This window comes from Dactylosporangium cerinum (genome assembly GCF_042653625.1).
In the GTDB taxonomy this organism is placed as follows: Bacteria; Actinomycetota; Actinomycetes; order Mycobacteriales; family Micromonosporaceae; genus Dactylosporangium; species Dactylosporangium cerinum.
The window spans coordinates 250467-269802 of record NZ_JBHSIU010000028.1; the positions used below are offsets into that span (position 1 = coordinate 250467).

13 protein-coding genes are annotated in these 19336 nt (G+C 70.3%); 10 read left to right on the forward strand and 3 right to left on the reverse strand.

Annotated elements, in window-relative coordinates; translation table 11 throughout:
• Positions 1–5 precede the first annotated feature (5 nt).
• Positions 6–941, forward strand: a complete 936-nt coding sequence (locus tag ACFPIJ_RS23910; protein ID WP_380117401.1) for an HNH endonuclease — start codon at positions 6–8, stop codon at positions 939–941.
• A 14-nt stretch (positions 942–955) separates the two neighbouring features.
• Here ACFPIJ_RS23910 and ACFPIJ_RS23915 read toward each other — a convergent pair whose 3' ends face one another.
• Together ACFPIJ_RS23915 and ACFPIJ_RS23920 are read right to left on the reverse strand one after the other, a co-directional pair.
• Positions 956–1366 (reverse strand): hypothetical protein, encoded by a 411-nt coding sequence (locus tag ACFPIJ_RS23915; RefSeq protein WP_380117402.1) that lies wholly within the window; start codon positions 1364–1366, stop codon positions 956–958.
• Positions 1363–2280 carry a ParA family protein gene (locus tag ACFPIJ_RS23920; RefSeq protein WP_203848529.1) on the reverse strand — a complete coding sequence of 306 codons (918 nt, stop codon included), beginning with the start codon at positions 2278–2280 and terminating at the stop codon, positions 1363–1365. The genes ACFPIJ_RS23915 and ACFPIJ_RS23920 overlap by 4 nt, the downstream gene beginning before the upstream one ends.
• A 209-nt stretch (positions 2281–2489) precedes the next feature.
• On the opposite strand from ACFPIJ_RS23920, the gene ACFPIJ_RS23925 reads away from it, so the two are divergent.
• The 9 genes from ACFPIJ_RS23925 to ACFPIJ_RS23965 all read left to right on the forward strand — a co-directional run bounded on the left by ACFPIJ_RS23925 (position 2490) and on the right by ACFPIJ_RS23965 (position 18471).
• A complete protein-coding gene (locus ACFPIJ_RS23925) occupies positions 2490–5834 on the forward strand; it encodes a helicase-related protein (RefSeq protein WP_380117403.1) in 3345 nt (1114 codons plus the stop codon).
• A 191-nt stretch (positions 5835–6025) separates the two neighbouring features.
• Positions 6026–7267, forward strand: coding sequence for a hypothetical protein (locus tag ACFPIJ_RS23930; RefSeq protein ID WP_380117404.1), 1242 nt, complete (start codon positions 6026–6028; stop codon positions 7265–7267).
• 248 nt (positions 7268–7515) lie between these two features.
• Complete coding sequence (locus tag ACFPIJ_RS23935; protein WP_380117405.1) at positions 7516–8406, forward strand: GIY-YIG nuclease family protein; 891 nt, start codon at positions 7516–7518, stop codon at positions 8404–8406.
• Positions 8407–8672: 266 nt separating this feature from the next.
• Positions 8673–9167, forward strand: a complete 495-nt coding sequence (locus ACFPIJ_RS23940; RefSeq protein WP_380117406.1) for a SigE family RNA polymerase sigma factor — start codon at positions 8673–8675, stop codon at positions 9165–9167.
• Positions 9160–9960, forward strand: coding sequence for a hypothetical protein (locus ACFPIJ_RS23945; RefSeq protein WP_380117407.1), 801 nt, complete (start codon positions 9160–9162; stop codon positions 9958–9960). The genes ACFPIJ_RS23940 and ACFPIJ_RS23945 overlap by 8 nt, the downstream gene beginning before the upstream one ends.
• Before the next feature lie 520 nt (positions 9961–10480).
• A complete protein-coding gene (locus tag ACFPIJ_RS23950; RefSeq protein WP_380117408.1) occupies positions 10481–11962 on the forward strand; it encodes a TIGR02677 family protein in 1482 nt (493 codons plus the stop codon).
• The gene (locus ACFPIJ_RS23955) at positions 11955–13175 is read left to right on the forward strand and encodes a TIGR02678 family protein (protein WP_380117409.1); all 1221 of its coding nucleotides are present in this window, start codon (positions 11955–11957) and stop codon (positions 13173–13175) included. Before ACFPIJ_RS23950 ends, ACFPIJ_RS23955 begins: the two co-directional genes overlap by 8 nt.
• A complete protein-coding gene (locus tag ACFPIJ_RS23960) occupies positions 13172–17218 on the forward strand; it encodes a TIGR02680 family protein (protein ID WP_380117410.1) in 4047 nt (1348 codons plus the stop codon). The genes ACFPIJ_RS23955 and ACFPIJ_RS23960 overlap by 4 nt, the downstream gene beginning before the upstream one ends.
• Complete coding sequence (locus ACFPIJ_RS23965) at positions 17215–18471, forward strand: TIGR02679 family protein (protein WP_380117411.1); 1257 nt, start codon at positions 17215–17217, stop codon at positions 18469–18471. The genes ACFPIJ_RS23960 and ACFPIJ_RS23965 overlap by 4 nt, the downstream gene beginning before the upstream one ends.
• Here the strand turns inward: ACFPIJ_RS23965 and ACFPIJ_RS23970 are convergent.
• Positions 18468–19307 carry an NAD(P)H-binding protein gene (locus ACFPIJ_RS23970; protein ID WP_380117412.1) on the reverse strand — a complete coding sequence of 280 codons (840 nt, stop codon included), beginning with the start codon at positions 19305–19307 and terminating at the stop codon, positions 18468–18470. The two genes, ACFPIJ_RS23965 and ACFPIJ_RS23970, sit on opposite strands and share 4 nt — an antisense overlap.
• Positions 19308–19336: the final 29 nt, after the last annotated feature.

The following is a 19336-nucleotide window of genomic DNA, read 5'->3' on the forward strand; positions in this document are numbered from 1 at the left end:
CGGTCGTGAAGGCCTACGTGGGCGTGACCGACGGCAGCTGGTACAGGTTCCTCGCCGAACGCCCGCACCTGCAGGAGGTCAACTTCTGGCGGCCCAACAGCAGCAAGGCGTTCGGGGCCGTCCAGGTCGGTGAGCCGTTCTTCTTCAAGAGTCACCACCCGCACAACCGGCTCGTCGGCGGCGGCTTCTACAGCGGCTTCGCCCGGCTGCCGATCTCAGAGGCGTGGGAGCTTTTCGGCGAAGGCAACGGCGCCGCCAGCCTGCAGGAGATGCGCAGTGCCATTGGTGCGTACCGGCACCAGCCGATCCCAACCCGGGAAGACCCGGTCATCGGCTGCATCTTCGTCCGCGACACCCGCTTCTTCGCAGCCGATGCTGACGCCGGGCCGCCGCCGGACTTCGCCTCGAACATCGTGCAGGGCAAGGGGTACGACCTCGCCGACGGTGCGTACACCGGCTACTTCCAGGACGTCATCCACCGGCTCACCGGCCCGGCCGTCGAACTCGATCTCACTGCACCGTGGCACCGTGCCGGACCGGTCTATGGCGACCCGCGCCTGCAACCGCAGCGGCTCGGGCAGCAGGCGTTCAAGGGCGTGGTGCTCGACGCGTACCGGCACCGCTGCGCGATCACCGGCGCGAAGATCCGGCCGGTGCTCCAGGCGGCGCACATCCTGCCGCTGCCGAACGGCGGTGTGCACCGGCTCGACAATGGGCTGCTGCTGCGCTCCGACGTGCACATCATGTTCGACCGCGGGTACCTCAGCGTCGACCCGAAGCACCGGCTGCTGGTCAGCCCGCGGCTCCGCGAGGACTTCGGCAACGGCGAGGAGTTCTATTCCCACCACGGTCAGCCCATCGCCGTCCCCGAGCGTGCCGCCGATCGTCCGCACCGCGAATTCCTCGAATGGCACGTCGACACGGTCTTCAAAGCCGGGTGACGGTTGAGCCGCAGTTACAACTGGCGGACGGCGAGCGAGTTGAGCCTGGAGCCGATCGTCCGCTCGACCAGCATCGTGATCAGATCTGGCTTCGGGGTCTTGCTTACGCCACCGATGCCCAACTGGGCGGCGACGGCGCGCAGTTCCCCAACCAGCAACGGCTTGAGGTAGCGCTCGCCTTCGTCGCGAGTTTGCATGCGGTTGAGCTCGTCCACCGCCACGGACATGTCCTTCGCCGGCTTCGCGGCGGCGCGCTTGGCGGGAGCCCGCTTGACCGGCGCAGCCGGCGAGGCGGCGCCGAACGGGTGGTACGTCAGCGTGGCCCGGCCCTCGGCGATGTCGAGCAGCTGGTCCTCCGGCAGCGTCGCCAGGAACTCCGAGATCCGCTGCAGGACGGTCATGGAAAGCTTCGCGACGTCGCTCACGCGGCTGCCCCTTCGGCATGGAGGGTGTTGAGGAATTCGGAGGCCAGGGTGCGTAGCTCGATGTTGATCTGGGACGTGACCCGCTCCCGGAGCACCGCCGGCACGCCCCGCGGCACCGAGCTGGCGAACAGGGTGTTGTTCTCCCGCATGTACGTGCTGAACACCGGCACGCCGAGCGCGCGCACCGAGTCGATGTAGTACTGCAGCGCGGAGATCGGGCGGCCGCCGTGGAACTGGATCATCGTGAACACCACGCCGGCCATGTTCGGGTCGATGCGGCTGTGGCGCATCTTGGCGTGCTTCAGTGAGTGCTCGTTGTGCCGCTGCACAAGCTCCTCCACGTTGCCGTAGAGGTATTCGATGCCCAATGTGGACAGGTAGTCGGCTTTCGCCGGGATGACAATGTGGTCGCTGGCGACGATGGCCGCCTGGGTCACCACGTTGAAGTTCGGCGGGCAGTCGATCAGAATCCAGTCATATTCCTCGAACGACTGGTCATGCAGCGCGCTCGCCAGTGCGCAACGCACCCGATAGAGCGCTGGATCGAACTTCTGTTCGATTCCGCCGATGCTTCGGGCAAGCCGGAAATCGGCATCAATGAGCTGCAGGTGCGAGGCGATCAAACTGAGCCGCCCACCGCCGTCGGGCAGTGCTGCGTTGACGGGTCGGGGCTGAACGACCAGGTCAGCCAGGGCGACCTTGGGGATCCCGTCGTCGATGGAGTCGAACCAGCGCTTGATCGTCAGCTCTTCGCGGAGCTCCAAACGCCACTCGTCAGGCTGATAGAAGCAGAACGTCAAGCTGCTCTGCGGATCGAGATCAATCAACAGCACGTTCTGCCCGCGGCGGGCGAGTTCAGCGCCCAGGTTCGCGGTCAGCGTCGTCTTGCCGACCCCACCCTTGTAGTTGATCACTGAAACTACCTGCACCCGGGTAACGGTAGAGATGCATCCGGTAGGTCACCACCAACCGTTAAGACGACCTTTCGTCGACGCGAGACCTATGACTGGTCGATGCGATTTCGGGTTAGCTCGACATCATGCGGCTTGAAGACCTGGTGCCCGGATCGTCGGTTGTTGGCGTGGTGCCAGGTGGCCCGGTCGAAGTGATCGCCGTGGCGCCGATGGGGCCCGATTCCGTCCTGCTCGTCTACCGCACCGAGCAGGGCGCCCTCAGCGAGCAGATCCTCATGCGGGTCAACGAGCCAGCGCTCGAGGTCGTCGAGGTGCACCGAACGACCTTCGACGCCGACGCCACCGACTTCAAGCTCGCCGCCGAAGCCATGCGGATCCGCGCCGCGGCCCAGTCCGACCTCATGCTCGCCGTCACCACCAGCGACCTCGAGCCGCTGCCGCACCAGATCGAGGCTGTATACGGGCACCTGCTCGACAAGGTCCCGCTCCGCTTCCTGCTCGCCGACGACCCTGGTGCCGGCAAAACCATCATGGCTGGGCTGTACCTGAAAGAGCTGATGCTCCGGGGCGACCTGTCGCGCTGCCTGATCGTCGCGCCGGGCGGTCTGGTCAACCAGTGGCAGGAGGAGCTGAGCGAGAAGTTCGGGCTGCGCTTCGCGATCCTCACCGCCGACGTGGCCGCTGCGACACCACCCGGCGAGTCGGTGTTCGACGACAATCCGCGCCTGATCGCCCGGATGGACCACCTGTCGCGCAACGACACCCTGGTCGAGCAGATCAGCCACTCCGCCTTCGACGTCGTCGTGGTCGACGAGGCGCACCGGATGTCGGCGCACTACTTCGGCAAGAAACTGCAGAGCACCCGCCGGTACCGGCTGGGTCAGGCGCTCGGCAAGGCCGCACAGCACCTGCTGCTCATGACCGCGACACCACACGCCGGCAAGGAGGAGGACTTCCAGCTCTTCCTGGCGCTGCTCGACCCCGATCGGTTCGAGGGCAAGTACCGCAAAGAGGAGCACACCCTCGGCGCCGATGGACTCATGCTGCGCCGGGTCAAGGAAGAGCTGCTCACCTTCGCCGGCAAACCACTGTTTCCGCAGCGCATCGCGTACACCGTGCCCTATGAACTGTCAGAACTCGAAGTCGAGCTCTATGAGGCCGTCACCGAATACGTCCGTCAGGAGTGGGACCGCGTCGACCAGCTGCGCCGCGCCGGTGAGGTGGTGCGCGGCAACCGGGTCGGCTTCGCGCTCACCGTCCTGCAGCGCCGGCTCGCGTCCAGCCCCGAGGCGATCCTGCGCTCGCTGCAACGCCGCCAGGCCCGGCTCGAACAGCGCCTCACCGAACTGCTGACCAAACCGGCGGCCAAAGAGCGCCTGCCCGACGTCCAGCTCGACGACATCCTCGACGACGAGCTCACCGACACGATGGAGGACACCGAAGAGCAGCTGGTCGAGGCGGCCACCGCGGCGCAGTCCGCCGAGGAGCTGCGGTTCGAGATCTCGGTGCTGCAAGGACTCGTCGACCTCGCGGCGAAGGTCCGCGCGTCCGGCACCGACCGCAAATGGGCGGAGCTGAAAATCCTGCTGCAGCGGCACGCGCCGCAGAAGCTCATCATCTTCAGCGAGCACCGTGACACGCTGACCTACCTGGTCGAGGGCATCAGCGGCGTCCTGCGCACGAAGCACGCGGTGGTCTCGATCCACGGCGCCATGTCTCGTGAGGCGCGACGGGCCGTCCAGGAGCGCTTCACTGCCGATGCAGAGTGTTTGGTACTGGTAGCGACCGACGCGGCCGGCGAAGGCCTCAACCTGCAACGGGCCCACCTGATGGTCAACTACGACCTGCCGTGGAACCCGAACCGGATCGAACAGCGCTTCGGCCGCATTCACCGCATCGGCCAGCACGAGATGTGCCACCTGTGGAACCTCGTCGCGGTCAACACCCGCGAAGGTGCCGTCTTCGAGCGCCTGCTGGCCAAGATCGAGGAGCAGAACGCGGCGCTCGGCGGCAAGGTCTTCGACGTCCTGGGCGAGGCCTTCGAGGGCCAGCCGCTGCACGAACTCCTGCTCGACGCGATCCGCCGCGGCCGAGACCCCCAGGTAAGGGCGCACCTCGACCGGATCATCGACGAGCGGGTCGGCGACACGGCCGTGAAGCTCGTCCAGGAACGGGCACTCCACCACGAGCTGCGCTCCGTGTCCGACGTGGACTCCGCCCGCCGTGACCTGGAAGAGGCCCGGCTGCTGCGCCTGCAACCGCACTACATCGAGGGCTTCTTCCGCGACGCGTTCGACCGCGCCGGCGGGCGCCTCCGCGGGCGCGAACCCGGCCGCTGGGAGATCCCGAGCGTGCCCCAACCGGTCCGGGAACTGCGGACCGCGACAGCCCCGATCAACGTGCGCTACGAGCGGATCTGCTTCGACCGCTCCCAGATGCGCCTCGACGGCCTGCCTCCCGCGCAACTCCTGGCGCCCGGCCACCCACTGCTGGACGCGCTGGTCCAATGCATGATCGATCGGTACGGCGAAGCCCTCGACCGCGGCACCGTCATGGTCGACCGGCTCGACCCGACCGAAGAGCCGCGGCTCCTGATCGCCCTGCACGAGGAGATCATCGACGGGCACGAACGAACGGTCGCCAAGCGGTTCCAGTACGTCGAACTCTGGAACGACGGGCGGAGCCAGCCGAGCGTCGCGCCGTTCCTCGACTACGACGCGCCCACCGCGTATGAGCGCGAACTGACCACCGATCTTCTGCACGCCCCGTGGCTGACGGGGGCGCGGCGCACCGCGGAGCACTGGGCTGCGAGCACCGACCTGCCGGCCTGGTACGCACACGTCGGCGAGACCAGGCGGGAACAGGTCGGCCGTACCAGAGGGCTGGTCCGGGAACGGCTGTCGCAGGAGATCCAGCACTGGAAGGACGAAGCCGTCCGGCTCACCAACATCGTCATGCAGGGCGGCAAGCCGACCATGCAGCCGACGACCGCCGAGCAGCGGGCCCAAGACCTCCGCCGGCGCCTCAACCGCCGGATGATGGAGCTGGACCAGGATGCGCATACGCAGGTACGACCGCCGGCGGTTGCCGCTGTCGCGCTCGTCGTGCCGCAGGGACTGATCGACCGCCGGGCCGGCCGGCGGGAGGAACCGGTCGCCGAGTACATGGAGGACCTCGCCGCGATCGAGCGCCGCGCGATTCGTGCCGTGGTCGCGGCCGAACAGCGACTCGGCCGCGTGCCGCAGGTGATGGCGCACAACAATCCGGGGTACGACATCCGGTCCGCGGGGGAGGACGACCAGATCGTCCACATCGAGGTGAAAGGCCGAACGGCCGGGCACGACAGCTTCTTCGTCACGAACCGGGAGATCCGCGCCGGGCAGAACGCGGACAACTACCGGCTCGCCCTCGTCGAGGTCGACGAGCACGACCCCGCGGCCGACCGGGTGCACTACGTCCAGGACCCGTTCACGGATGTCCGGGTTTCCGCCCTCGTCAACGGCGTCCAGTTCAAATGGCCCCAGATGTGGTCGCGCGGCACCGATCCCTGCTGACACGACCACGGCTCATCAGGCCAACCGCGGGCCATGAAGTACTGGCGGGAGCGACAGAGTCCAGCCGTGAAAATGCCTGTGGCGCAGATCATCGGCTACTGCAAAGATCTCCCCGCGATGCAGCCGCTGTCGCCCCAGCGGTGCGTCGAATCTGCGCGCCGAGCCCGGCGCGTTGCAACGGGGAGGAACACATGAGGAGAGCCCGGCTGCTCCGGACCGTCGCGGTCGCCACCGCGCTGTTACTGGGGCAGGCCCTGATCACACCCACCGCCGCCGAGGCCACCACAGTCCCGCCGGCAGCGCCGACCGTCACCGCGATCAGCGCCCCCTACACCATCGGCGTCGCAGGGAAGTTCACGTTCGCTGAGCCGGCCGGCAGTCCGGTTCCGGCGGCGTTCGTGTACCAGCTCAATTCCGGCGCGCCCACGCAAGTCACCGCCGGCAAGCGGCAGGTGACCGCGTCGATCGTGCTGACGCGCTTCACCAACACGCTCGCGGTGTGGGCGGTCGAGCCGGACGGGACGTTCACCGACACCACCACGATGTTCGTCAACGCGGCGTACCCGCCACCGTTCGCCGACCAGGACCTCACCGGCGACGGCAAGCCGGACCTGCTGATCAGCGGGCCCGCGACCGGCCTGGCACAGGGGCTGTGGCTCACGGCCGGTAAGGCGCTCCGCGGCGGCCTGCACACGCCCGCGACGAACATCGCGTCGCTGACCAACTGGACCGCCCCGGACTTCGACGGCACGCAGGTCATCTCCGGGCACTTCACCGGCACGAGCTTCAACGATGTGCTCGTGTACTACCCGACCGGCAACAACGCGGGCATGGCCGTCATCGCCCCCAGCCTCGACAACGGCGGACCGGTGGACAGCATCGGCGGCGCTGTGCTGCCCTCCGGCACCATGACGGACATGAACGGGGACAACCCGATCGCGGTCGCCAACGCTTATGACAGCGCGGGCACCGGCAACGCGTACCCGGACCTGTTCGCCATCGTCGGCAACCCGTCGCTGGGGTACACCTTCGATTACTACCCCAACTACAACGGCACGGGCGCCTACTACATGGCCAACCCGACCCCGCTGGCCACGCCGGCCGGTGGCGCGGACTGGGACTCGTGGCGGATCGCCTCGAAGCTCCTGCCCAACGGGACGGCGCTGCTGCTCTGGAACCCGACGACCGGCGCCCTGCACCTGTGGGAATCGGTCACCTACGACGGCACGACGCTGCACTACACCGCGTACCAACTGGCGACGAACTGGCAGCCGGCGGCGGCTTCGGTGCAGCTGACTCAGGACGCGACCGGTAACCCGATCATCTGGACGGTCTCCTCGACCGGCGATGCCACCGCGTACCTGGTGAAGAACCTGTCCCCGACGGGCGTGGCCACCCTCAAGGCCCAGCCCGCCCAGTCCCTGCTGTCCTGATTGTCTGGCTGGGTGCGTCACCCGCACGTGACGCACCCAGCCCTCTCGACCTGCGGGCATGCTTCCGTACCAGGAAGCCGACAACGACGCGGTGCGGCAGCTCAACGCCACAACCTGGCCAGGCGCTTCTCTGACTCGACGGTGACGCTCACGCCGTACGCGCGGCCTGAACGGTGGAGCGGGGTAGCGGTGGGCCATACTTCGATGTCATGGCCCCTGGAGCGCGCGGAGTAACGATCCGCATCTTCTTGGTCGACGGCACGCCACAGGGTCTCCGCGTTGTCGAGCGCGCCGGCTGGACCGGGTCCTGCCTTGCATTCGCACGCGCTGACTACCCGGCCGCGCGTGCACGGCGGGAGGTGCAGGGGACCGGTGTCTACGTCCTTGTCGGACCCGACCCAGATGGCAGGCGCACCCAGCGCGTCTACGTCGGTGAGGCCGACGAGGTGCGAGTGCGTCTCGACAGCCACCAGCGAGAGAAGGATTTCTGGACCCACGGGTTCGTTTTGTCCACGAAGGACGATTCACTCAACAAGGCGCATGTGCGCTACCTCGAGGCTCGCCTCTTGGAGATTGCACGGGAGGCCGACAATGCCACGTTGGACAACGGCACCGCGCCGCCTCGCTCATATTTGAGCGAGTCGGAGACTGCTGACATGGAGTCGTACCTCGACGAGGCGTTGGTGTTGTTCCCGCTCGTCGGAGTGAATGTCTTCGACCGCCTGGACCGTGCCGACAGTGTCGACAGCGGCGTGCAGGCCGACGGGCCGAATGTCGGCAAGGACGAGGTCCCGGACGGTCACAGGCCGAGACTCTCCTTCAAGGCGCAACTGACGGCTGCGGAGGGGAGAGAAGACGCCAGAGGATTCCTCGTTTACGAGGGAGCGACCGGACCTGGAACTAGCAAGGTCATGTCGGAGGGCTACCAGCGGCTCCGAGAGCGTCTTCTTCAGGAAGGCATCCTTGTCGCCGTGGAGGGCGGCAGGATCCGCTTGACGAAGGACTACATCTTCGAGTCGCCGTCCGCGGCAGCCAGCGTTCTCAGCGGCGGCAGTAAGAACGGGCGCATCGAATGGCGGGACGGCACAGGCAGGACGCTGAAAGAGGTTCAGCGTCGATCGGCCCCTGAGACAGCGTGACGCTCGCGCCTTGAGTCCACCAATGCGGTGAACACGTCCCTCGCCTTGCTCGAATCCACCGGGTTCCAGGCCACCTGAGCTGGCCGGGCGGCGGGTGCGGCCCCCCGTTATCAGCCGCACCCGCCGAGCCCGTCAGGCACGCCGATCCCGGCGCGCACCAGATACACGCCGGTGGGTGCGGATGGTTGCATCGGTTCGGGGGAATTTTTTGCTGGGCCGGATGGCATAGGCTGCTGCGGTTCGCTCGACCCGGAGTGGTGCGCCTGATGACCGTCGCGCCGGACTTTGCCGAGTTCTACTCGGCGACGTACCCGCGCCTCCTCACGCAGCTGTACGCGTTCGCCGGTGACCGGGCGGACGCGCAGGACCTGGTGCAGGAGGCGTTCACGCGCGCCTTCGCGCAGTGGGCGACGGTGTCCACGTTCGACGATCCGGTCGGCTGGGTGCGCCGGGTCGCGTGGAACCTCGCGATCAGCCGGTGGCGGCGGGCCAAACGCCTGCTCCACGCGCGCCGCGAGCTCGTCGCCGATGACGTGCCGGGTCCCGACGAGCTCTCGTTGGACCTGGTGCGCGCGCTCCGGCAGCTGACGCCACCACTGCGGCAGGCAGTGGTGCTGCATTATCTCGCGGATCTGTCGGTACAGGAGATCGCAGCCTTCGTCGGCGCACCCGACGGGACCGTCAAGGCGAGGCTGCACCGGGCACGGACGACCCTGAGCCGGCTACTCAGCGTGGATGAGGAGTGGGTGAGCCATGACTGAGCGCGACCCACTGCGGACCCACTTCGACGCGTTCCAGGAGCGGTCCACCAGCACCGCCATTCCGCCGTCCGTCGAGGAGATCCCACGCCGGCTGCGCCGGACCCGCCGCCGGCGTACCGTCGCCGTGGTCCTGGCCGCCCTTGCCCTGATAGCGCTGGTCACGGTGCCGTCGTGGCGCAACTCCGGGCCGCCCCCGATTCCCACGAACTCGCCCACACCCACCCCGTCGGCCAGCCCGTCACCGTCGTCGTCAGCGGTGGTGGCCGCGCCTCCGCCGGTCTCACCGTCATCAACGAGTGCGTCCGGAGCATCGTCGTCGCGCGGTGCCACCTGTACCACATCCGCACGGGGAAACCCGATGGTGAACGGGGTGGAGGCCCAGCTGACGCAGGACTACGGAACCACGATGATTCCGAAACCGGCCAACCTGTTCGAGGTCTGCCCGGCCGCCCGCCTGGCGTTCGTCAAGGTCATCTACGACTGGAGCATCGACCGTCAGCAGTACGTCCTGGTCTCCAACGTTTCGTACGCACTCACCCAGAGCCAGCCGAGCATGACCCGCCCCAAGCCGAGCGTGGTGAGCAGCTGCGGCGGGATCGTTGTGCTCATCGTTCCCGGACGCTCGGTGCCGTCGTCGATTCCCCGCTCGGTCCAGGACAGCGCCCAACCGAACAGCGCCGCCTACACCTATCTCGGGAAAAGCGGCCAGGTCATCATGGACCTGATCGAGATCTACTCGTACAGCAACGTGACGTCCCGCAGCTACTGCGTGCCCGCCTCGCCGCCGGCCTGATCGGCGGATGAACGAAGCCCGCGATGACTGCCAGACTTGCTCTCAGGGCGTTGGCGACGGGCATTGTTGCGGCGTGCTCTGCCCGGCGTTAGAAGTGCACGTCAGGTCGCCGGGCACCAGCGGCGCCAGGAGAAAGCCTGCGCATCCGACGGCGAAGCAGCACAGCAAGAATGCCGCCAGGGCCATGCCGGCGACGACGATGAACGCTCGTTGCTGTGGCGTGCGGTTGGGTGGCGTGCGGGAGACGCCGGCCAGCGAGGGTGGGCGGAAGTCGTGCCATCGGGCTGGTGGGGGAGTGACGCCGGCGCTGGTTCGGTAGTGATCGCCGCGGCGGTGTGGGCGCACCCACCTGCCTTTGCGAAGGTGCCCGCGGACTGAGTGGCCGCGAACTCGAAATCGCATGTCGCTCCAAAGGTCGCTCGGCTAGCGATCTTGGTGGTGGGCGTCGCCGCTGTCAACGAGCGCACCGTAGTTGGTTGGCGACTATGCGGCACTCGGGGGAGCGTCTACGCTTTGCGGCGTGGTGGAGGGACCCGAGGAACTGGAGCGGCTCGAGGCGTACACCTACCTCACCGTCCCGGAGCGGGCCACCTACCTCGCCATGATGCGGCTGTTCAGCGCCTCCCTCATGACCGACCTGTCCGCCCAACAGGTCGTCGAAGCCCTCGACGGCATCTCCCTCGACACCGCCGTCAACCGCCTCAACCAGCTCGTCACCTGGGGAAACCTCCTCCCCAGCTCGCACTCCGTACGAGTGAAAAGCATCGAGGAGTACCAGCGAACCAGATCCCGCTACCAGCTCTCACCCCTCGGCGAGAAGGTCCAGCGACAGGTCGACGACGTGCTCGCCAGCGCCGAGACGGCACGGGAGATCAGCCGCGAGCTGCTCGGCCTGGTAGCCACCGGACTCGGCGCGCTGAGCGAGATCGTCGAAGACCCCGGCGGCATCGACATGATCCGGGCCCGGGACACCGTCGCCGCCGTGTTCGCGCAGTTCTGGCAGTTCCGGGACTCGGTGCGGGACTTCTACGCGTACCTCGGGCAGGTGCTCGCCCGGTACGACCTCGACGGCAGCGAATACAGCGGGTTCAAGAACCTGTTGCTCGACTACGTCGAGTCGATCACCGAGGAGGTGGTGCTGCTGTCGCCGCGGATTCAGCATCACCTGGAGCGGATCTGGCCGCACCTGGACGGGCTGTTGGAGCGGCTCGATGAGGGTGGCCTGGCCGAGGCGGCCAAGGACCTCGGCATAGCAGTGCAGCGGACCCGGGGGCACTCGCGGGACGACTGGCTGGCGTTGCGGGCCTGGTTCGAGGACACCGACGGGCGGCGCAGCGAGGTGAACCAGCTGCGCGACGCGACGCTGCGGGCGCTGCAGTCGTTGCTGGCCAACGCGAAGCGCATGATCCGCTCCTCCGGGCAGGCGACCTCGCGGCGGCGGGACCTGCTGCGGCTCGCGGCCTGGTTCGACGGCGCCGACGCCGGGACCGATGCTGACCTGTTCACCGCGGCGTTCGGGGTGTACGGCAGCCGGCACCTCGGACTGGCGGCCGATCCGGAGGACGTGGTGCCGGCAACCGACAGCTGGTGGATGAAGCCGGCGGTGACGGTGCCGGTGGCGCTCCGCGAACGTGGTGAGCGGGCCGCGCGTGGGCGGCCCGGCGGGATCGTGGACCGCAGCGCCCAGCAGCTGGTCCTGGTCGAGCAGGCCGCGGCGGCGCAGCACCTGCGGGCCCGGGCCGCCGCGGAGCTGCTGTCGGCGGCATCGGACCTCGCCGCGGTGCGGCTGTCCGGGCCGGCGATGCAGCTGCTGCTGGAGCTCATGGCGCAGGCCCTCGGCGCCGGGGAGCCCGCGGCCGGCACCGCGGTGACCGTGTCGATCGACCTCGGGCTGCGGTGCGAGCTCACCGCCAAGCCGGGCAACACGCTGACGCTGCGATCCGCGAACGGCGACTTCACCGCCGACGACCTCGCCATCATGATCGCAGGCGACCTTGGCTGAGCCGCACGAACACGACATCGCCCTGGCCGAGGAGCGGCGCCGGGCCGTCCGGGCGCTGCTCGCCCAGCCGCTGCTGCACCCCACCCACGACGAGTTCCCGCTGGTGAGAAGGCACGCCGACTGGCTCAAGAGCTGGTTCGGGCAGTTCCTCGGCTACCGGCTCGTCGTCGAGGCGGGCTTCGCGCGGCTGTTCAAGGCCGGCCTCCCACCGGGGCAGGGGCGGCCGCTGCTGCAGAAGAGCGGGACGCCGTTCGCGCCGCGGTCCTACGCATACCTGGCGCTGACCGTCGCGGTCCTGCTCACGGGACCGGAGCAGCTGCTGCTGTCGCAGCTCGTCGCCGACATCCGCAGCGCGGCGGTGGAGGCCGGGATCGACCTCGGGGACGTGGACCGGGCAGTGGAGCGGCGAGCGCTCACCACGGCGTTGCGGCAGCTCGTCCAGTGGCGAGTGCTGCTCGAGGAGCAGGGCACCGTCGACGGCGACCAGGCCGAGGCGCTGTTGAGCGTGGACCGGGACCTGGTCACGCACCTGCTCGCCGCCCCGATCGGCCGGGCCGCGAACCCCGAGGAGTTCATGGCCGCCGAGCAACGAACGACCCGGCATGCAGTGCGCCGGCGCCTCGTCGAATGCCCGGTGGTCTACGTCGACGACCTCACCGCCAGGGAACGGGCCTGGCTGCGCAAGGAACAACGCCGCGACGAGCGGGCGTTCGCCGAATACACCGGACTGCACGCCGAGCTGCGCGCCGAAGGGGCCGCCCTGCTGGACCCCGACGACGATCTGTCCGATGTGGACTTCCCCGGTACGGGCACCGTCGCGCAAGCCGCGTTGCTGACCGTCGAGGCGCTGGCCGGTGCCCTCGCGCCGGAGGTGTCGCGGACCGGGCCGCCGGTGGTCGGGGTCCCGGTGCCGGACGGGCTGATCGAGGAGACCCTCGCCGGGCTCGTGGAGCGGCACGCGAAGCGGTGGGCGGGGGCGTACACCGAAAACCCGGCGGCGCTCAAGGACGCCGTCGTCGACCTCTTGACCCAGCTGCAGCTGCTCGGCCGCGCCGGTCCGACGGTCGCCGACGCCGAGCACGACGAGGACATCGCCGCCGAGCGCGCCGTCGACGCCCGCAACGCCAGGGGCACCGCACCACCGGGCGCGCTGGTGCTGCTCGCGGCGGCCGGACGTTATGCCGTGACCGTCGAAGGAGCGCAGCGGGGATGACCCGGTTCCAGTTGCACCGGGCCGGCATCTGCAACGTCTGGCAGTACGGCGAGCAGGTCTTCCAGTTCGAGGACGGCCGGCTGCTGCTGCGCGGCAAGAACGGCGCCGGCAAGTCCAAGGCCCTGGAGTTGCTGCTGCCGTTCCTGCTCGACGGCGACGTGAAACGCCTCGACGCGACCGGCGCCGGCAAGACCACGTTCCGCTGGCTGATGAGCGAAGGCGCCACCGGCGTCAACCGGCAGGGGTTCCTGTGGCTGGAACTGCGGCGCCAGGCGGAGGACGGCACGGCGGAGGACGGCACCTGGCGGCACCTGACGCTCGGCGCGGTCGTGCGCTGGTCCGCGGCGACGACCGAGGCGCGGCTGCAGTACTTCATCACGCCGCTGCGCGTCGGGGTCGACGTCGCGCTCGTCGTCGACGGCCAGCCGCTTCCGTTGGACCGGTTGCGGGAACGGCTCGGGGACGGTGCCGTCATCGCCGGCGCGCGCGAATACCGGGCCCGCGTCGGCCGGGAACTCTTCGGCGTCAACGACGCCGGGCGCTACCAGAACCTGGTGCACCTGCTGTACCGGCTGCGCCGCCCGACGATCGGCGACCGGATCGAGGCCGGCCAGCTCGCCACCGAACTCGGCGAGGCACTGCCACCGCTGGACGACGACGTCCTGGACACGGTCGCGCACAACCTCGACGACCTCGAAACCGTCCGCGAGGACCTCGGCCGGCTCGAACGCACCCACGGCGCGCTCACCGACCTCATGACCGGCTACCGCGGCTACCTGCAGGGCGAGCTCCGCGCCCGGGTCGGCGCCGTCCAGCAGGCACTGCAGGAACTCCGCGACCGGCGGCGGCAGGCCGGACAGCGGGAACGCGCGGTCTCCGCCGCCATCGACGACGAACGCGCCGCCGAGGACACCGCCGCCGAGCTCGAGCACGCCGGGCGGGAGGCACGGGCGGAACTCACCGCCGTGCGGGACAGCGCCGCCTACCGGGCGGTGCGTGATCTGGCGCAGCGCCGCCAAGCAGTGCAGGCCCTCCACGCCGCGGCCCAGGCCACCGCCAGCCGGGCCGCCGCCGAGCAGCGCAACCTCGCCAACCTCGTCGCCCGGTTCAACGACGAGTCCACCCGCATCGCCACCGCGTCCGCGCGGCTGCGCGAGGACCACGGCCGGCTCCGCGACGTCGCCGGCGAGGCGGGACTCGACGTCGGTCACCTCGGCGCGGCGCCGGCACTGCGGTACACCACCGTCACCGGACCGCAGCTCCGCGCCGTCGACGCGGCCGCCGCCGAACAGGACCTGCACGCCCACCGGGACCAGAGCCGGCAGGCCGAGGCGGCCGTCGCGGCCCGCCGGCGCGCGGTCGCTGACCTCCAGGACCTGATCGGTAAGGCGAACCGGGCCGCGGAGCACGCCGCCCGCGCGGCCGGCGACGCCGAACTCCTCGACGGCCAGCTCGGCACCGCGAACGACCGCCTCGCCGACCGGACCGCTGCACTGCAGGCCGCAGCCGACGCGTACGCCGCCGACGTGCACCGGTGGACCGAGGACCCCGCGATCACGGCGGCCGGAATCGACGCCGCACCCGTGCTCCTGGCCGACACTCCGGAGTCGGTCCGCGAGGCCGCCGAAACCGCCGTAGCCCCGATCCGGGCCGACGCCGAACACCGCCGCGACACGCTCCTGCACGACCGTGCCCGCGCCGCGGACCACCTCGCCGCCGTCCGCCGCGAACACCAGGAATGGGCCGCGAAGACCGACCCGGAGCCGCCCAGGACCCGGTTCGCGCCGGCCGGCGGGGACCGCGCCGGTCGGCCGTTCTACCAGCTGGTCGACTTCGCCGACGGCCTCGACGACGCGCGGCGCGCCTCGATCGAAGCGGCGCTGGAGGCCAGCGGCCTCCTCGACGGCCGGGTGACCACCGACGGCGGCATCGTCGCGCCCGGCACCGGCGAGGTCCTGCTACGCCCCGGGCCACCGGTCCCGCACCCGCTGCTCGGCGCCGCGCTCGTGCCCGTCCCCGGCGCCGACGAGGTGACGGCCCTGCTCGCCGCAATCGCCTTTTCCGACGGTCCTTCCGATGGCGTCGGCAGTTGGATCGGTACGGATGGGAGCTGGCGGCTCGGCGTCGCCCACGGCACCTGGCGCAAACCCGCAGCCGAATACGTCGGAGCGACCAACCGAGCCGCGCTGCGCGCTCGCCGGCTCGCCGAACTCCAGACCCAGATCGACGAGGGCGCCGCCACCGTCGCCCGCCTCGACCAGGACCTGGCCGCGGTCGCCGCCCTGCGCCGCGACCTCGACCGGCTCCTCGGCGCGCTGCCCGACGCCGCCGGCCTGGGCACCGCACAGGCCCGGCGGGACGAGGCGGAGTCCGCCGTCACCGCGCTCACCGCCCAGGTCGCCGACGCCCGGCGGCGGGCCCGGGACCTCACCGCCCAAGCCGCCGAGCACCGCCGCAAGGTCACCGCGGCCGCCGACGCGCACCTGCTGCCGGCCGCCCCTGAGGACCTGACCCGCGTCGACGGCCGGCTCCGGCGGCTCGCCGACGACCTTCCCCGGCACCGCCGTGACGCCGACGGACTGGTAGCGCTGCTGCACCGGTACACCTCCCAACTCGACGACATCAACAGCGCCCAGGAGCGCGTCGCCGAGGCCGCCGAGGCCGCCGCCGCCACGGCCACCGAACACGCCGAAGCCGCCGCCGAACTCGCCGTGCTGCAGGAGTCGCTGCACGCCGACGCGGCCGGCGTCATGGCCCGCGAGGCCGCCGCCGAGGCGAGGCTCCGCGACGCCGAACTGCGCCTGCCGACCCTGCGCAGCCGCGCCCAGCAGGCACGGGACCAGCGGATCCGGGCCGAGAACGCCCGCGACGAAGCCCGGGACCGGCTGGCCGGGCAGGAACAGATCGCCCTGCAGGCCGGCACCGCGCTGCCCCGCATCATCACCCTGCCCGGCGTCGCCGCCGCGCTCGACCTCGGCGAGGACATCGCCGTCCCGCCCGACGTCGCGGAGACACCCCGCGAACGCATCACCCGCCTGGACGGCCTCGCCACGACACTCGCCGGCGCGCTCGGTCCCCAGCGCACCGACCTCGGCGAGAACGCGCTGCACCTCAGGTACATCGACGTCCGCGGCCGGCTCGCCGGCGGGTACGACCTCATCTGGGAAGACCGCGACGGCGTCAAGGTCGTCGAGATCGCCGACGACATCGGCCAGCACCCCGTCGCGCACGCCACCGCCCGCCTCGGCGCCGAACTCGACCTCAAACGCACCGCCGTCGCCGACCGGGAACGCCAGGCGTTCGAACGGTTCCTGCTCGGCGAGCTCGGCGACGCGCTGACCCGGCAGATCCTCGCCGCCGAGGCGCTCGTCAACGGCATGAACGCCACCCTCGCCCAGGTCCGCACCTCACACGGGCTCGGCGCCCGGCTCGTGTGGGCGCTGCGCGCCGACGCCGATGCCGACACCCGCGCTGCCGTCGGCCTGCTCAAGACCCCGCTCGCGCTGCGCACCCGGGACCAGAACGACCGGCTCCGCGAGGTTCTGGCCCGCCGCGTCGACGACGCCCGCCGCAGCGACCCGTCCGCCGGCTACGCCGTGCACCTGCGGGCCGCGCTGGACTACCGGCAGTGGTTCACGTTCACCGTCAAGGTCACCGACCAGGCCAACCCCGACCGGGAGCGGACCCTGTCGGCGCGCACCGCCATGTCCCAGGGCGAGCAACGGGTGGTGTCGTACCTGGTGCTGTTCGCCGCGGCGGCGGCCCACTTCTCCTCCGTCGGCGACGCCCACCCAACCGCGCCGCGGCTCATCCTGCTCGACGACGCGTTCGCCAAGGTCGACGAGCCGACCCACGGCCGCCTCCTCGGCCTGCTCGTCGAACTCGACCTCGACGCGATCCTCACCAGCGAACGGCTCTGGGGCTGCTTCCCGGAGGTCCCGTCGCTGGGCATCTACGAATGTCTGCGCGATCCGGCCCAGCCCGGCGTCGCGACCCTGCACTTCCGCTGGGACGGCCGCCGCCGGACGGTCCTGCCCGCATGATCGACCCGACCGCGCTGCAGTGGCTGCGTTCCCCGTCGCTTGCTCCACTGTGGACCGCCATGCACGGGCGGCTCACCCGCAACGGCGGTCAGGCCACCGGCCGGCTCACCGTCCACTGTGCCTCGCACGAGCACCGCGAATCGGTCGGTCAGCTGCTCGGCCGGGCCGTCGGAACCCAGGTGAGCGTCGACCTCGCCGCCCTCGATCGGCTGCTGCTTGCCAGCGCTGCCAGTGCCGGGCTCGTTGACGTCGTCGAGGCGGTCGCGGGCCCGATTCCCGACCGGCGCGGGGCAGCGGCCGCCGAACAGCAGCGCCGGGTGTCGCTGCGGGATCAGGCACTTGCCGCGGCCGCCGCGGTGGGCCTCGACGGCCAGTCCTGGTTTCCCGAGTGGCTCGACCGCGTCTGGCGCAGCGGCATCGTCGGCCGGCTCCCATCGGACGAGGCGCACCGCCTGCTCACCCACGCGATCACCACGCTCGGCCTGGTCCTGCACCCGTCCGCAGGCGTGCGATCCCGCGGTGAGCTCGCCGAACAGGTCACCGGCTCCGCACATGGCCTCGATGACGACACCCTGCTCAACCGCCTGGTTCTGCGCGGCATCGCCCTCGCCACCACCGGCGCCGAAGCGCCCGCGTCCGCCGTGGACCGCCGGGCCTTATGGGCATCCGTCGGGGTCGCCGGGGATACCGTGGCCACCACTGTGCTTACCTACGGACTCCGCCCGCTCGGCGACGGTTGGCAGGCCAGCCAGCTGCGTACCCGCGCCGACCACCACAGCGAAACCCACCTGACCCTGCGCGACCTGCGGCAGCTGCTGCCGATCCGGCTTGCGCCGCAGACCGTATCCGTGTGCGAGAACCCACGCGTCCTGGAAGCCGCGGCACAGGCCCAGGTCAGCGCCGCCGTTGTCTGCACGCTCGGCAACCCGACCGCGGTGACCCTGGCCCTCCTCGACGCGCTCGCCGCTGTTGACGGCGTTCGCCTGCGGTACCACGGCGACTTCGACTGGCCGGGCGTGGCCATCGCCGGCCGGGTCATGCAGCGCACCGGCGCGGCGCCTTGGCGCTTCACCGCCGCCGACTACTCGTCCGCGGTCCGTGCCACCCGCGACCCGAACACGCCGCCGCACCCACTCAGCGGCGCGCCCGTCGCCACTGCGTGGGACCCGGACCTCGCGGCGGCGATGCTCCGGGAGGGCGTCGCCGTCCACGAGGAACGCGTCACGGAAGTCCTGCTGGCAGACCTGCTTTAGTTTTGGAAATCGGCTCGGTGGTCCTCGACCCAGGTGGCGTACGTCCGCGCCGGCCGCCCGGTGATCTGCTCGACGACGTCGTTCACCGGGGCGGGCTTGCCCACGGCCTCGGCCATCAGGCTGAACAGCGCCGCCAGGAAGTCGGCGTCCATGAACCGGCGCATCTGCTGCTGGACCGGCTCAGGATCGAGATCCTCCACGGTCAGCGGGCGGCCCAGTCCCTGGCCGAGGATGTGCACCTGCTGCGCCTGCGTCAGTGACTGCGGCCCGGTCAGGTCGTACACCCGGCCGCCGTGCCCGCCGTCGACGAGCACCCGCGCCGCCACGGCCGCGACGTCGCGCTCGTGCACAGCGCTGAACGATGCCCTGGTGTACGGCGCCCGGATCACGCCACTTTGCAGTTGCATCGCAAAGGTCAGGGAGTTGATGGCCGGGAACAGGATTCGCAGGAAGGTCCACTCGATGCCGGTCGCTTCGACGGCCCGTTCGACGTCGCGGTGGTACTGCGCGATCACGTCGGGCTGCTGCTCGGCGTGGCCGGTGATCGCCCCGGACGACAGGAACACCAGTCGCCGCACGCCAGCGGCGTGGGCCGCGGCCAGCAGGGGCGCCACGTCCATGCCGTACGGCAGCACCAGGAACGCTGCCTCGACCCCGTCGAACGCCGGCGGCAGGGTCTCCGGGCTGGTCAGGTCCGCGGCGACGAGCTCGTCTGCGGCGGGCAGGTCGGCCTTCGACGGGGTACGGGTCAGCGCCCGCACCGGCACGCCCGCGGCCACGAGTTCCTCCACCGCCTGACGCCCGAAGTGAGCGGTGGCGCCGATGACGAGGTACATGAGGGGCTCCTTACGCTGGGGAACTGCCG

Bases quoted from the DNA above. Each gene is read 5' to 3' on its own strand.
- ACFPIJ_RS23925 (WP_380117403.1), top strand. From the start codon at position 2,490: ATGGGGCCCGATTCCGTCCTGCTCGTCTACCGCACCGAGCAGGGCGCC.
- ACFPIJ_RS23930 (WP_380117404.1), top strand. From the start codon at position 6,026: ATGAGGAGAGCCCGGCTGCTCCGGACCGTCGCGGTCGCCACCGCGCTG.
- ACFPIJ_RS23940 (WP_380117406.1), top strand. From the start codon at position 8,673: ATGACCGTCGCGCCGGACTTTGCCGAGTTCTACTCGGCGACGTACCCG.
- ACFPIJ_RS23945 (WP_380117407.1), top strand. From the start codon at position 9,160: ATGACTGAGCGCGACCCACTGCGGACCCACTTCGACGCGTTCCAGGAG.
- ACFPIJ_RS23960 (WP_380117410.1), top strand. From the start codon at position 13,172: ATGACCCGGTTCCAGTTGCACCGGGCCGGCATCTGCAACGTCTGGCAG.
- ACFPIJ_RS23965 (WP_380117411.1), top strand. From the start codon at position 17,215: ATGATCGACCCGACCGCGCTGCAGTGGCTGCGTTCCCCGTCGCTTGCT.
- ACFPIJ_RS23970 (WP_380117412.1), bottom strand. From the start codon at position 19,307: ATGTACCTCGTCATCGGCGCCACCGCTCACTTCGGGCGTCAGGCGGTG.